The 13,929-nt window shown below is 69.4% G+C and carries 11 protein-coding genes; 7 read left to right on the plus strand and 4 right to left on the minus strand.

What is annotated here, in order from left to right; genetic code table 11:
* A partial coding sequence (locus F8566_RS51555) for a hypothetical protein (RefSeq protein ID WP_225993624.1) occupies positions 1-198 on the minus strand: 198 nt, incomplete at its 3' end.
* A 455-nt stretch (positions 199-653) separates the two neighbouring features.
* Entirely contained in the window at positions 654-1,037 is a 384-nt protein-coding gene (locus tag F8566_RS28985) for a DUF5318 family protein (protein ID WP_151565031.1), read from the minus strand.
* Between the two features lie 208 nt (positions 1,038-1,245).
* Between F8566_RS28985 and F8566_RS28990 the strand changes: the two genes are divergently transcribed.
* The 5 genes from F8566_RS28990 (at position 1,246) to F8566_RS29010 (ending at position 6,909) form a co-directional block, all read left to right on the plus strand.
* Positions 1,246-1,890 carry a PadR family transcriptional regulator gene (locus F8566_RS28990; RefSeq protein WP_151565032.1) on the plus strand — a complete coding sequence of 215 codons (645 nt, stop codon included), beginning with the start codon at positions 1,246-1,248 and terminating at the stop codon, positions 1,888-1,890.
* Between the two features lie 72 nt (positions 1,891-1,962).
* A complete protein-coding gene (locus F8566_RS28995) occupies positions 1,963-3,042 on the plus strand; it encodes an inositol-3-phosphate synthase (RefSeq protein WP_151565033.1) in 1,080 nt (359 codons plus the stop codon).
* A 233-nt stretch (positions 3,043-3,275) separates the two neighbouring features.
* A complete protein-coding gene (locus F8566_RS29000; protein WP_151565034.1) occupies positions 3,276-5,060 on the plus strand; it encodes an ABC transporter substrate-binding protein in 1,785 nt (594 codons plus the stop codon).
* A gap of 92 nt (positions 5,061-5,152) precedes the next feature.
* On the plus strand, positions 5,153-5,548 hold the full coding sequence (locus F8566_RS29005; RefSeq protein WP_151565035.1) for a RidA family protein: 396 nt from the start codon (positions 5,153-5,155) through the stop codon (positions 5,546-5,548).
* Positions 5,549-5,613: 65 nt separating this feature from the next.
* Positions 5,614-6,909 carry an MFS transporter gene (locus F8566_RS29010; protein WP_151565036.1) on the plus strand — a complete coding sequence of 432 codons (1,296 nt, stop codon included), beginning with the start codon at positions 5,614-5,616 and terminating at the stop codon, positions 6,907-6,909.
* 47 nt (positions 6,910-6,956) lie between these two features.
* Here F8566_RS29010 and F8566_RS29015 read toward each other — a convergent pair whose 3' ends face one another.
* On the minus strand, positions 6,957-8,270 hold the full coding sequence (locus F8566_RS29015; RefSeq protein ID WP_151565037.1) for an adenosylmethionine--8-amino-7-oxononanoate transaminase: 1,314 nt from the start codon (positions 8,268-8,270) through the stop codon (positions 6,957-6,959).
* Positions 8,267-9,829: a CCA tRNA nucleotidyltransferase gene (locus tag F8566_RS29020; RefSeq protein ID WP_151565291.1), complete on the minus strand. Its 1,563-nt coding sequence runs from the start codon at positions 9,827-9,829 to the stop codon at positions 8,267-8,269. The genes F8566_RS29015 and F8566_RS29020 overlap by 4 nt, the downstream gene beginning before the upstream one ends.
* Positions 9,830-10,380: 551 nt before the next feature.
* On the opposite strand from F8566_RS29020, the gene F8566_RS29025 reads away from it, so the two are divergent.
* Both F8566_RS29025 and F8566_RS29030 read left to right on the plus strand, forming a co-directional pair.
* Positions 10,381-11,034 (plus strand): aminoacyl-tRNA deacylase, encoded by a 654-nt coding sequence (locus F8566_RS29025; protein WP_151565038.1) that lies wholly within the window; start codon positions 10,381-10,383, stop codon positions 11,032-11,034.
* 285 nt (positions 11,035-11,319) lie between these two features.
* Positions 11,320-13,923, plus strand: coding sequence for a DUF6049 family protein (locus F8566_RS29030; RefSeq protein WP_192809910.1), 2,604 nt, complete (start codon positions 11,320-11,322; stop codon positions 13,921-13,923).
* Positions 13,924-13,929 lie beyond the last annotated feature (6 nt).

Below are 13,929 nucleotides of genomic sequence, written 5' to 3' on the forward strand. Positions count from 1 at the left end.
CGGGACCGCCGGGGCCGCGACCGTTGGGCGCGCCGCCCAGCCTGCCGGGGCCTCCGGTGCGGGGAGCACCAGGACGCGGCGGGGCCTCGGCGCGCGATGCCGCACCGGCGCCTGCGGCAGCACCGGCACCCGCGCCCGCGCGTGCCGGGGCTCCTGGGGCGCCAGGGCGTCCGGGGGCTCCGGGCCGACCGTTGCCATTGGGTCCAGAGCGTGTGCCGTTGGGTCCAGAGCGCGCTGCGCCGCCGGGACGGCCGATGCCGTTCGGCTGCCCGGAACCGTTGGGGCCGCCGGGACGTCCGGCCGGGGCACCGGGGCGACCGGGGGCGCCGGGGGCACCGGGTCGGCCGGGACCGTCGGGACCGGCGGCCGCGCCGCGGGGGCCGGGGCGTCCGGGCATGGCAGAGGACTGGGGGGCTCCCGGCCGGGCGGGGACGCCTGGCTGGCCGGGGCGGGGATTCTGCTGCCCGCCCGGCCGCGGCGACCCGGGTTCTGGTCGGGGCTGGCTTGGATTACTCACGCGACCTCATCAACGGGGGTAACGGCTGGTGCGTCGTCCGAAGAGTACTGTGCAGGCTGGTGAGCGGGTGACGGCCGTGCACGGTTATGACGCCCTGACATGGGCCGTCCTCGCTGGTTGCGAGGCCGCCTGGGAGCTATCCCCGCTGGCTGCGGGGTTCCTGCCCATGGCCGAGGACGTATGACACCGACAGGTGATTCCAGGCGCAACCTTGGCACACTTCGACCACATAGACCCTGAATTCTCCGTATTCACGGTCCATGTCGGCAAGATCGGCTGTCGTCTTGACCCTGCCTTCGTAACGGCCCAGTTCGTCTCCGTATACATAGGTGACGTGCGTGAGGCGCTCGCGGCCGCAGACCGGACAGGCCTGATCGGTCGGCTCTCCGTGGTACCTGGCCGCGCGGAGGAGATAGGGGTGGGCGTCGCAGGCGTCGTCCCTGGTCAGTGCACCGGAGCGTAGCTCGGCCAGGGCTGCTCGCTTCGCGAGGCCGTAGTCCACGACCAGCCTCGGTCTCATGGGCGGTTGCTCCGACCCCACATGCCAGCAGGGTACGACCCGGATCCCGCCTTTGGAAGATCACGTAGAGGCCGCGGACGAGCACGGAGCAGCATCGGTCCCCGCGCGACTTGCGGGGACGGGCGCCGGTACGTATCTTTCAGATGTATCGAGTCGATACATTCGCTCGATACATCTGACTGAGACATCGGCTCTCCGGGAGTGGAACATGAGCAGTAGGAAGGGACAAGGCGTGCTCGAGCTCGCCGTGCTCGGCCTGCTGCACGAGTCCCCGATGCACGGATACGAGCTGCGCAAGCGGCTCAACACCCTGCTGGGCATGTTCCGCGCCTTCTCGTACGGCTCGCTCTACCCGTGCCTCAAGCAGCTCCTCTCCAATGGGCTGATCATGGAGGACCGGTCGGAGCAGAACGTGCCGCTGGCGCTCCAGAGCCGCCGCTCGAAGATCGTCTACAAGCTCACGGCCGAGGGCAAGGAGCGGCTGCAGGAGCTCCTGACCGAGGCCGGCCCGGCGTCGTGGGAGGACGAGGGGTTCGGCGTGCACTTCGCCTTCTTCTCGCACACCCGCGCCGACGTCCGGCTGCGGATCCTGGAAGGCCGGCGCAGCCGGCTGGAGGAACGCCTGGAAGGCGTGCGCGCCGCGCTGGCGCGGACCCGTGAGCGGGTGGACAGCTACACCCTCGAGCTCCAGAACCACGGGCTCGAGTCCGTCGAACGCGAGGTCAGATGGCTCAACGAGCTCATCGGGCGCGAGCGGGCGGAGCAGCAACAGCAAGCACAGCAAGAGCAAGAGCAAGAGCAAGCACAGACTTCGAATACGACTCAGGACATGCCTCGGGAGACGGGCCGCTGATCGCGGTTCCGCGCCCCCTCGGGGTCGGGTGAAACACACCACATGTTCCGTAAGAGAGAATGGAGCAACCGGATGGGTTCGGTGCGCGTAGCCATCGTGGGTGTGGGCAACTGCGCCTCTTCGCTCGTCCAGGGTGTCGAGTTCTACAAGGACGCGGCGCCCGAGACGCGAGTCCCCGGCCTGATGCATGTTCAGTTCGGCGACTACCACGTCGGTGACGTGGAGTTCGTCGCGGCCTTCGACGTGGACGCCAAGAAGGTCGGCATGGACCTGTCGGAGGCCATCCACGCCAGCGAGAACAACACCATCAAGTTCGCCGACGTCCCGCCGACCGGCATCATCGTCCAGCGCGGCCACACCTTCGACGGCCTCGGCGAGTACTACCTCGACATGGTCGAGGAATCCGACGCCCAGCCGGTCGACGTCGTGCAGGCGCTCAAGGACGCCCAGGTCGACGTGCTGGTGTCGTACCTGCCGGTGGGCTCGGAAGAGGCCGACCGCTTCTACGCCCAGTGCGCCATCGACGCCAAGGTCGCCTTCGTGAACGCCCTGCCGGTGTTCATCGCCAGCGACCCCGAGTGGGCCCAGAAGTTCACCGACGCCGGTGTCCCGATCGTCGGCGACGACATCAAGTCCCAGGTCGGCGCGACCATCACGCACCGCGTGATGGCCAAGCTGTTCGAAGACCGCGGCGTCGAGCTGCTGCGCACGTACCAGCTCAACTTCGGCGGCAACATGGACTTCATGAACATGCTGGAGCGCAAGCGCCTGCAGTCCAAGAAGATCTCCAAGACCCAGTCGGTCACGTCCCAGATCCCGCACGAGATGGCCAAGGCCGACGTGCACATCGGCCCGTCCGACCACGTGCCGTGGCTGGACGACCGCAAGTGGGCCTACGTCCGCCTGGAGGGCAAGTCCTTCGGTGACACGCCGCTCAACCTGGAGTACAAGCTCGAGGTCTGGGACTCCCCCAACTCGGCCGGCGTCATCATCGACGCGGTCCGCGCCGCCAAGATCGCCAAGGACCGCGGCATCGGCGGCCCGATCCTGTCGGCCAGCTCCTACTTCATGAAGTCGCCGCCCGAGCAGTACAACGACGACCAGGCCCGCGAGGCCGTCGAGGCCTTCATCCGCGGCGACGTCGAGCGCTGAGGCCGAGCACCGGCATCGAAGGCCGACGTCGAGCACCGACGTCGAAGGCTGACGTGGAGCGCTGACTGAGAGCCTGGTCACAAAGATCGCTCAGGGACGCCCTGACAGTGGACATCACTGTCAGGGCGTCCTTACTTCTATAGGGAAATGGTGATGTAGCGGCCGTTGTCACGCTCTGGCCCTACTCTGGCACCGCTAGTGATGGCCGTTGCCGGTCGGTCGGTGGAGGGACGATGGCACGCGAGGCACTGAGGGCGACCGCGGGGCTCGTAGGGCTCACGATGGGGCTGACCGCGTGCGGGGGCGGCGGCGACTCCGGTGGCCCGACCGCCGGCCCGCCGAGGAACGGCGGCACGCTCCGGGTCATCGGGTCGTCCGACGTGGAGCACCTCGACACCGCCAGCGCCAACAGCACCGGCTCGTACGGCCTCAACCGCACGTACGCGCGGACCCTCTTCGGTACCCGGGCCGCCAACGACTTCAAAGAGACCGTGCCGGTGCAGGCCGACGTCGCGGCCAAGCTGCCGAGCAGGGAGAACGGCGGCATCAGCAAGGACGGCCGCACGTACACGGTCAAACTCCGCAAGGGCGTCCAGTGGAACACCCGTCCCCCGCGCCCGGTCGTCGCCGCCGACTTCGTCCGCGGGTTCGAGCGGCTGTGCAATCCCGCCTCCCCGGCGGGCGGCATCGGCTACTACACCTCCACGATCCGCGGGATGAAGGACTACTGCCGCGGCTTCGCCAAGGTGAACGCGAAGGACCCCGCCGCCATCGCCGCGTACCAGAACGAGCACGCGATCCCCGGCGTCCAGGCCAAGGGCGACGACACCCTCGTCTTCAGGCTGCGGCAACCGGCGAGCGACTTCCTCAACCTGCTGACGTTGCAGTTCACCGCCGCGGCGCCCAAGGAGTACGACAAGTACGTGCCGGACAGCCCCGAGTTCCGGCAGCACACCATCTCCAACGGCCCGTACCAGATCACCTCCTACAAGCCCGGTCTCTCGTACGTGCTGAGCCACAACCCGGCCTGGCGGCAGGAGACCGACCCGCTGCGCGAACGCCATGTCGACAAGATCCAGCTCACTCTCGGACAGGACTCGGCAGACGCCGTCCAGCAACAACTCGAACAGGGCACCGCCGACCTTTCCTGGGACCAGCCGGTGCCGGTCACCGCGATCGCACGGCTGCGCCGGGACCGGGACGAACGCTTCAACATCCGCGACACCCCCAGCAGCAGCCCGTACCTGGTCTTCAACACGCGCGGCAGGACGGGCGGCGGCGCGCTGGCCAGGCGCGAGGTACGGCAGGCGCTGCAGTACGCGGTCGACCGGACGGCGCTCATCAAAATCGTCGGTGGCCCGGAGGTGGCCGAGCCGCTGCACACGATCATCCCGCCGGGGAACGCCGGTCACTTCGCCTCCAACCGTTACGCCACGGCAGGCGAAAGCGGTGACCCGGCCAGATGCCGCCTGCTGCTCGCCAAAGCAAAGGCGCCGAAGGATCTGACCCTGAACTTCCCGTACCGGATCCAGGGCACCCACAAACGCATCGCCGAGTCCATCAAGGAGAACTTCGGCGCCTGCGGAGTGAAGGCCAAGCTCATCCCTGACACTGGCGGCAACTACTACGGCGAGACGCTCGCCGACCCGGCCAAGGCCCGAGAGGGCGTATGGGACATCGCCGCCCCTGGCTGGACGCCCGACTGGTACGGCAACAACGGTCGTTCCCTCATCCAGCCGCTGTTCGACGGCCGGACCTACGGGCCGAACTCCACCAACTTCGGAGGCTACGACAACCCGCAGGTGAACGCCCTCATCGACAGCGCCCTCACCGCACCGGACCAGGGCCGCGCCGCCGGTTACTGGCAGCTCGCCGATCAGAAGATCATGGAGGACGCGGCCGTCATCCCGCTGCTCAACCGATCCCTCCCGATCTTCCACTCCGCCCGTGTCCAGGGCGCCCGGTACCTCCCCACCGCCACCGGCTACGACTACACCCGCCTCTGGCTGTCCCGCTGACGTAACCCAGATCACCACCACCGCACGTTGCGGAATCCGATCCTGGATATCTAATATCCAGGATACTTCCTCAGAGAGCAAAGGCGGACAGAGTGGCGCACAACATCCTCAACCCGAGCGAGCTGCATGACCCGGTGCGCTTCGGCTACAGCCACGTCGCCGAAACCTCCGGCGACCTCGTGTTCATCGCCGGCCAGTACGCGTCCGACGGGAACGGCGAGGTCCCCACTGACGACTTCGCCGAGCAGGTCGCGTTGTCCCTCGCCAACCTGCGTACCGCACTCCGTTCCGTGGATCTGGACTTCGAGCACGTCGTCCAGCTCCGCACGTACATCGTCGACCACGATCTCGCCAAGCTTGAGATCCTCGGCCGCCGGATCGGAGAGATCTGGAGCGCCAAGCCCCCGACCCAGACCCTGAACGGCGTCGCCGCCCTGGCCCTCCCCGCCATGAAGTTCGAAATCGACGCCGTCGCCGCCCGACCCTGACCACCACGCCAGGAGCCCCGGCCACCACGCCGGGAGCATGGAGGGAGTGCGCGTAGGGTGATCTGATGAGGGCGAGCGAGCTGCGAGTGATCCTGCGTGGGCGGGATTTCCGGCGGCTGTACGCCACGCGCCTGATCTCGCAGCTCACCGACGGCGTCTTCCAGGTGGCGCTGGCCGGGTGGGTGTTCTTCTCGCCCGAACGGCAGACCTCGGCGGGCAAGGCGGCCGCCGCGTTCGCCGTGACCTTGCTGCCCTACTCGGCGCTCGGCCCGTTCGCCGGGGTCTTCATCGACCGGTGGCAGCGGCGCCAAATTCTGGTGTGGGCGCCGATCCTGCGGGCACTGATGGTGATCGCGGTCGCCTCCCTGGTGGCCTTCGGGAGTGACGGCGTCCTCTTCTTCCTGGGCGTGCTGCTCGTCCTGGGGATCAATCGGTTCTTTCTGGCGGCCTTGTCCACCGCGCTTCCGCACGTCGTACGCCGCGAGCATCTGGTGACCGCCAACGCGTTCGCGGTCACCTCGGGGACGATCGTGGCGTTCGTCGGTGCCGGTGTCGGCTATCTGCTGCGGCAGGTGTTCGGCGCGGGTCATGCCGGCACCGCGCTGATCCTGCTCTGCGCGGCCGGGCTCTTCCTGCTGGCGGGAGCCGTCGCGACGAGCCTGCCGCGCCGGTTGCTCGGCCCTCACCTGGAGGAGGCCGCGGCGCAGACGCGAGACGCACTGGGGAACGTCCTGCACGGCCTCGTGGACGGAGCCAGGCACATCCGGGGACGGCCGTCGGCGGCCCTGGCGCTCGGCGCGATCTCGTTCCACCGGTTCATGTACGGCGTCATCCTGATCATGACACTGCTGCTCTGCCGCAACCACTTCACCACGGACGCCGACGCCGGTCTCGACAAGTTCGCGCTGATGCTCGGAGTCTCCGGGGCCGGCTATTTCGCGGCGGCGGTGATCACTCCACCGGTCGTCCGGCGCATCAGCAAGCAGCTCTGGATCGCCTGGCTGCTGGGCGGTGGCGCGGGCGCCCTGCTGGCGTTCGGCATGCCGTTCACCGAGCCTGCCTGGGCGGCCGGAGCCTTCGCACTGGGTGTGGTGTCGCAGGGGGTCAAGCTCTGCGTCGACACGATCCTTCAGGAGACGATCGACGACGCCTACCGGGGCAGGGTGTTCGCCGTCTACGACATGCTCTTCAACGCCACGTTCGCTGCGGCGGCAGCGGCGGCGGCCACCTGGCTCCCGTCCGACGGCGTCTCGTACCCGACTCTGGGCCTGGTCATCGTCACCTACGCCCTGGGCGCCGTCGCCTACCGGACGGCGACCACCCGCATCACCCGCCATCCGCTGGGGTCATCGGTCACCTGAGGCGTCCCCGCCCCGGCGCACGCCAAGCCGCAACGCGGTTTGGGCGCTCAGAGAGATTCGGCGGCGGCGTACATGGCCTCGGTGATGTGGCCGACCTCGTCCTCGGAGCAGACGTACGGCGGCATCGCGTAGATCAGCTTGCCGAACGGGCGGAGCCATACGCCGTGCTCCATCACGGTCTTCTGGATGGCGGGAACGTCGACCGGCTCACGTGCCTCGATGACCCCGATCGCGCCCAGCACCCGGACATCGGCGACGCCGGGAAGCTCCCTCGCGTCCTCCAGGCCGGCCGTGAGCAGGGCCTCGATCGTGTCGACCTCCTCCTGCCAGTCCCGGGAGAGCAGGAGGTCGATGGAGGCGTTCGCGGCGGCGGCCGCCAGGGGGTTGGCCATGTAGGTCGGGCCGTGCATGAGCACCCCGGCTTCGCCCGCGGCGATCCCCTCGGCGACCCGGTCCGTGCAGAGCGTCGCGGCCATGGTCATGTAACCGCCGGTCATGGCCTTCCCGACGCACATGATGTCCGGGGCGACCTCGGCGTGGTCGCAGCCCCAGAGCTCGCCCGTACGGCCGAACCCGGTGGCGATCTCGTCGAGGATGAGCAGCAGGCCGTGCTCGTCGGCCAGGTCGCGCAGTGCCCGCAGGTATTCGGGCGCGTAGAAGCGCATGCCGCCTGCGCCCTGCGCGATGGGCTCGGCGATGATCGCGGCCAGCTCGCCCTCGTGGGCGGCCACCAGCTCGGCCAGGCCGCTCAGGTAGGTCTCGTCCGGCTCGGCCTGGTAACCGATCGGGGGCGCCGGGGCGAACACGTGCTGCGGCAGGACGTCGGCGAAGAGATGGTGCATGCCGTTCACCGGGTCGCAGACGGCCATGTCCCCGAACGTGTCGCCGTGGTAGCCGCCGCGCACCGTCAGCAGGCGGTGCCGCTCGGGGCGGCGCTGCGAGCGCCAGTACTGCAGCGCCATCTTGATCGCGACCTCAACGGCGACCGAGCCGGAGTCGGCGAAGAACACCTTGGTGAGGGGTCCCGGGCTGAGGTCGACGAGCTTCTCGGCCAGCCGGATCGCCGTCGGGTGCGTCAGCCCGCCGAACATCACGTGCGCCATCTTGCCCAGCTGGCGCGTGACGGCCGCGTTCATCTCCGGGTGGTTGTGGCCGTGGATGGCGGCCCACCAGGACGACATGCCGTCGATCAGCTCGGTGCCGTCCGCCAAGGTCAGATGCACGCCCGACGCCGAGACCACGAGCTCGGACGGGTAGGCGGCGGGCATCGGCGCGTACGGATGCCACACGTGCTCGCGGTCGTACGCCAGCAGGCGCTCGGTCTCCTGCGGGCTCATCCGGCCGAGCCTGAGCTGGATCATGAATCCTCGTCCTTGGGGCTACGGTCCTCGTCCTTGACGGAACGGTCCTTGCCCTCGGTCGTGTCGTCCTTGCCCTCGGCACCGCTCGTCGGGGCGCCGGTCGCGTCCAGGATGCCCTGGTCGACGGCCCAGCGGCGGAGCTCCTCGACGGCGGCCTCCTTGCCGATGGGGCCGCGATCGAGGCGGAGTTCGAGCATGTAGCGGTAGGCCTTGCCGACCAGGGGGCTCGGCTTGATGCCGAGGATCTCCTGGATGTCGTTCCCGTCGACCTCAGGGCGGATCGCGGCGAGTTCCTCCTCTTCGGAGAGCCGCGCGATCCGGGCCTCGAGATCGTCGTATGTGCGGCGCAGGCGGTCGGCCTTGCGCCTGTTGCGGGTCGTGCAGTCGGCCCGGGTCAGCTTGTGCAGCCGCGACAGCAGCGGCCCGGCGTCGCGCACGTACCGGCGTACGGCCGAGTCGGTCCACTCGCCCGTGCCGTACCCGTGGAAGCGCAGGTGCAGCTCGACCAGCCGGGACACGTCGGCGACGACGTCCTTGGGGTACCGGAGCTCGGTGAGGCGCTTGCGGGTCATCTTGGCGCCCACGACCTCATGGTGATGGAACGACACCCGCCCGCCGGCCTCGAACTTCCGGGTCCTGGGCTTGCCGATGTCGTGCAGCAGCGCCGCCAGCCGCAGGACGAGGTCCGGTCCCTCCTCCTCCTGCGCGATCGCCTGCTCCAGAACGATCAGCGAGTGCTCGTACACGTCCTTGTGCCGGTGGTGCTCGTCGATCTCCAGCCGCAGCTTGGGCAGCTCGGGCAGCACCCTGGCGGCCAGACCGGTGTCCACCAGCAGGGCCAGGCCCTCCCGGGGATGCGCGCCACAGATCAACTTCGAGAGCTCGTCACGGACGCGTTCAGCGGAGACGATCTCGATCCGGCCCGCCATGTCCGTCATGGCCTGCACGACGTCGGGCGCCACGGTGAAGCCGAGCTGGGAGGCGAAGCGCGCCGCCCGCATCATCCGCAGCGGGTCGTCGCTGAAGGAGTCCTCGGGGCGGCCGGGCGTGCGCAGCGTCTTGCGCCCCAGGTCGGTCAGCCCGCCGAACGGGTCGACGAACTCGTGCCCCGGCAGGCGCGCCGCCATGGCGTTGGCCGCGAAGTCGCGGCGGCGCAGGTCCTCCACGAGCGAGGTGCCGTACGAGACCTCGGGCTTGCGGGACTTGGGATCGTACGACTCGCTGCGGTAGGTGGTGATCTCCAGCTCGTAGCCGTTCTTGCGGAGTCCCACCGTGCCGAACTCGATGCCGATCGTCCACACCGTGTCCGCCCAGCCACCGATGATCTCCAGGATCCGGTCCGGGGGCGCGTCGGTGGTCAGGTCGACGTCCTTGCCGGGACGGCGCAGCAACGCGTCCCGTACCGGCCCGCCGACGAGGGCCAGTTCGTGCCCGGCCGCCGCGAACCGCTCGCCGAGCTCGTCGGCGACCGGCGCCACCCGGCGGAGCAACTCGGTGATCGCGACGCGCTGCGGCTGTGACACCTGCGACTCCGGCGACTCGGGCACCGATCGCGGCATGTGCGACGGCGACGGCCGCAACGGTTGCGACGCATGCCGCTGCTGCGGCGGCAGCGGCTGACGCGGTTCGGGCGAAGCCGGCGCCTCGGGCGAAGCCGGCGGCTCCGGCGACCGCCGCGTCGGCTGGGAGCGCTCCGACAGCTCATGCGGTTCAGGGGTGGCGTTCTCTTCAGGCACGGCCATCGAGCGTATTTCCTTGCTGGGCGGCTGACAAAAGACTTTGGGACGTTCCCGACCGCGAAGAAAGGTAAGACGCCTCTTCACACGTCGCGATCCCCGAGTTACGTTCTGGACACCCCGAAGAGGACGCTCGCGCGGCCGCCGGTCCGTCAGACCAACGGTAGCGGGAGTGGGCGGGGCGATCGTCACTGCACGGCGCCAGAGCTGGGTTCGCGGGCGCACAGGCCACAGAGGCCACACGGAACGCAAGGCGAGGGTTAAAACCGCCACCGTGGGTATGTGGGGAGATCCCCCAGCGGAGCGGGAGACGGGGGCGAAGAGAGTCACATCGGGGGTGTGCGGGGGTCACCCCGCAGGACGGAGCTGAAGAGATGAAGGACGCTCTCACCATTCACCGCGCGCTCCTCGAACGGGAGACGCTGCACGAGATCGTGCGGCTCCCCGCCGCGATCGCGCACGCCGACGAGCTGCCCAGGTCACTGGGACTTCCGGCAGGCCGGTGCCTGGTGACGCGCGTCTACGCCTGTAACGACGTCCACCGGGGTTCGCGTTTCCTGGTGGGAGTGATCGTCCCGGCGGGCGTGCGTCCGCCGGCCGAGCGGGTCCGCCTCGCCGTCGGCGCGCGACTGATCCGCCCTGCCCGGCCCGACCTTGTCAACACCGTCACCGAGTACGCGGCGGGCCTGGTCTGCCCGCTGCTCCTGCCGGAGTCGATGCCGCTGCTGATCGATGAGGAGACCGTCGGCGAGCTTCCGGTCGACGACGTCGTCTACACGGCGACCGGCGAGGCGTCCACCGCACTCGGAATCCGGGCCCTGGACCTGTTCGCGCTCAGCGGCGCGAAACCTGTCGATCTGAGGAATGGCCGGATGACCGGCGACCACGACCCCGGGGCCGGCCCCGGGCCCAGGGAAATTGGGCAGATCGCCAAGCCGAGGGCACGCGAGCAGGCTGCGGGAAAGGCCGCCGGGCAGGCCGCCGGGTCTGCGACGAGCGGCCGTGCCCGGCTGACCTTGCCCCGCTGATCTTCCTGGGCACCCGGCACGGCGGCGTTCGCCGATCCAGCAGATCGGACGTATCGGATCCCGGATTGGATCTGCGTCGGATCCGGGATTGGATCTACGGAGGTGGCCAGGAAGGTCTGACGGCACCCATGTCACGGCTAACATCGAGGCCGTGATGCGGGAATGCGACGCCCGCTGCCCTCGGGTGGCCCGCCCGGCGGCCGGCAGCCCCTGGGTGGAAGGCTCTCAGGCGGACGGCACTCGGGCGGACGGCACTCAGGTGGACGGCCCTCGGGTGGAAATGGCGTGAGAACGTTCGAACGCGCGGCCGCGCTGGCCGCCGCCCTCTCCTGCGTCATGATGTCGGCGACGCCGGTCCTCGCCGACCCCCGCGATGGGAACGCGCAACGCGCCTCCCGGCAGTCCTCCCGCCAGACCCAGTCGCAGGCCCGCGACCAGGTGTCCATCGTTCTGGAGTCGGTGACGCCCAAGTCCGCCCAGCCGACGGACAAGGTGCAGATCACCGGCACCGTGCAGAACCGTTCCGGCGCCGCGATCAACGGTCTGTCGGTGCGGTTCCGTTACAGCGGCCAACACGTCACCAGCCGGGGGCAGCTGGCGCAGTTCGCCGCGAGCCAGCCCTCGTCGATTCTGCGGGGCGCCCCTACGGGGTCCGCCAGCGTCAGAGCGCTCCCGCAGGCGGCCGCGGCCAATGGCAAGCAGGCCTTCAAGGTTGGTTTCACGACCCGCCAGATGGGACTTGGCCAGTTCGGGGTGTATCCGGTCGGCGTGGAGGTCTACGACGCCAGCGGCCGGGTCCTCGGCGGCCAGACGACCTTCATCACTTACGTTCCGGCGGGGCGGCAGGCCTTCACGCCGGTGAAGGTGGCGTGGATCTGGCCGATCGTCAGCGGGATCCACCGCGCCAATGACGAGACCTTCATCGACGACCAGCTGGCGAAGGAGGTCGCTCCGGGGGGACGGCTGACCAATCTGGTCAACGTGGCCGCGCAGAGCACAACCCCACTGACCTGGGCGATCGATCCGGCAGTGCTGGACGACGCGCAGGCCATGAACGCCAAGGGCGGCTACTCCTTGATGTCGGGCCGCAAGAAGACGACCAAGCGGCCCCAGAACGCGGTCGGCGTCAATTGGACGAGGTCCTTGAAGGAAGCCTCGAAGTCCGAGCCCCTCTTCAACTTGCCGTACGCCGATCCCGACGCCGTGGCCTTGGTCCGGTACAAGCTCGGAGCTCACCTCAACACCGCGTACAAGAACGCCAATGAGGTCACCACCGCGACCCTGCAGCGGCCACCGGACGCCCAAATGGCCTGGCCTCCGTCAGGTTCGGCGGGGCGTGGCACGCTCAACCAGCTCGCCAAGTCAGCGAAGCTCTCTCCCAAGTCCGGCGCGTTCGTGATGAGCAGCCGTGACTTCCCTGTGCAGACGGTGACGCCGAGCGCCACCACGACCGTGCCGACCGACGCGGGTGCGATGCGGGCCGTCGTCTACGACGAGGGGCTCAGCGACATCATCAGCGGCGACAGCCGTTCACCGGGCGCGGACACGCTGATCGAGCAGCGGTTCCTGGCCGAGACCGCCATGATCACAGCGGAGGCGCCGGAGCTGCCCCGAACGCTGGTCGTCGCCCCCAACCGGCGCTGGGACCCGAGTCCCGAGCTGGCCTATAACCTGCTGAAGTACTCGGCGACCGCCAAGTGGCTTGACGAGCGGACGCCCCTGGGCGGGATCGCGCAGGCGCGACCGGTCGACCGGCCCTACGCGGGCTATTCCAACGCGTACGAGCGGTACGAGCTCGGTAAGAACTACCTCGCCGAGGTCCAGGACATCGCCCGGCGCGCCGTGACCTTCCGCTCGATCCTGAACCCCCCGGTCAACACCTACGAACGCGGCGTCCTGCGCATGGAGTCGTCATACTGGCGCAGCCGGTATTCACGGTCGGTGCGGGCCCGGGACGAACTGGACCGGGGGCTCAAGGACGACATGGACGGGCTGCGCGTCGTCTTGCCGGCCAACAAGCGGATCTCGCTCGCCGGGACGTCAGGCCGGAACACCGTCACGATCGCCAACGATCTGCGCGGCAGGAAGGTCAGGTTCCGGGTCGTCTTCACATCGCAGAGCCCCGGTCTGCGGATCGGCAGGCTCCGGCCCGCGGATGAGGGCGTGATCGCGCTCGATCCGGGCAAGAAGATCCAGATCCGAATCCCCCTCCAGGCGTCGGGCAACGGCAATTTCAAGATGGTCGTGCAACTGATGACGCCCACGGGCGAGCGGGGCAGGGTGTACGGCCAACCTGCCGAGATCACGGTCCGGAGCACGGAGTACGGCAGGGTGGCCTTGCTCATCACGGGCGGCGCACTTGCCGTACTCTTCGTGGGCGTCGGAGTGCGGGCCATGCGAGCAAGGCGCCGCCGGAAAGCGGAGGCAGCCGGTGACGGGTCGACCGGAGTGGGACCAGCAGGGACGACCGGACCCCAGGGGTCAGGGTTCCCCGGCGACGGGTCCGGGTACCCCGCCGAATCCGCATTCCCCAGCGGGCCCGAATTCCCCGGGGGGACCGGGCTCCACAGCGGGCCCGGGTTCGACCGGGAGGCCGGGCCCAGGTCCGATTCCGACCGGTGGGAGGCAGGGTCCGGGCTCGGCCGGGAGGCCGGGTCAGCATCAGGGCCAGGGGCCACATCAGGGACCGGGTCAGCAGCCGGGTCCGGGTTCGGCCGGGAGGCCGGGTTCGACGGGCCGTCCGGGCCCGATGGGGAGTCCGGGCCAGGGCCCCGCGGGACCTCCGGGCCAGGCGGGTCCGGGCCGTCCGAGAACCGGGCCGGGTTCACCCGCGGATCCTCGGGGGACGGGCCGTCCGCCTTCGGCCGCTGGGATGGAAACCAGAGTTGATCTCCC

Source organism: Actinomadura rudentiformis, assembly GCF_008923185.1.
GTDB classification, from domain to species: Bacteria; Actinomycetota; Actinomycetes; order Streptosporangiales; family Streptosporangiaceae; genus Spirillospora; species Spirillospora rudentiformis.

What these genes read in the sequence shown, in the direction of transcription:
- F8566_RS28985 (WP_151565031.1), bottom strand. Translation starts at nt 1,037, where the DNA reads ATGAGACCGAGGCTGGTCGTGGACTACGGCCTCGCGAAGCGAGCAGCC.
- F8566_RS28990 (WP_151565032.1), top strand. Translation starts at nt 1,246, where the DNA reads ATGAGCAGTAGGAAGGGACAAGGCGTGCTCGAGCTCGCCGTGCTCGGC.
- F8566_RS28995 (WP_151565033.1), top strand. Translation starts at nt 1,963, where the DNA reads ATGGGTTCGGTGCGCGTAGCCATCGTGGGTGTGGGCAACTGCGCCTCT.
- F8566_RS29000 (WP_151565034.1), top strand. Translation starts at nt 3,276, where the DNA reads ATGGCACGCGAGGCACTGAGGGCGACCGCGGGGCTCGTAGGGCTCACG.
- F8566_RS29010 (WP_151565036.1), top strand. Translation starts at nt 5,614, where the DNA reads ATGAGGGCGAGCGAGCTGCGAGTGATCCTGCGTGGGCGGGATTTCCGG.
- F8566_RS29015 (WP_151565037.1), bottom strand. Translation starts at nt 8,270, where the DNA reads ATGATCCAGCTCAGGCTCGGCCGGATGAGCCCGCAGGAGACCGAGCGC.
- F8566_RS29020 (WP_151565291.1), bottom strand. Translation starts at nt 9,829, where the DNA reads ATGCCGCGATCGGTGCCCGAGTCGCCGGAGTCGCAGGTGTCACAGCCG.
- F8566_RS29025 (WP_151565038.1), top strand. Translation starts at nt 10,381, where the DNA reads ATGAAGGACGCTCTCACCATTCACCGCGCGCTCCTCGAACGGGAGACG.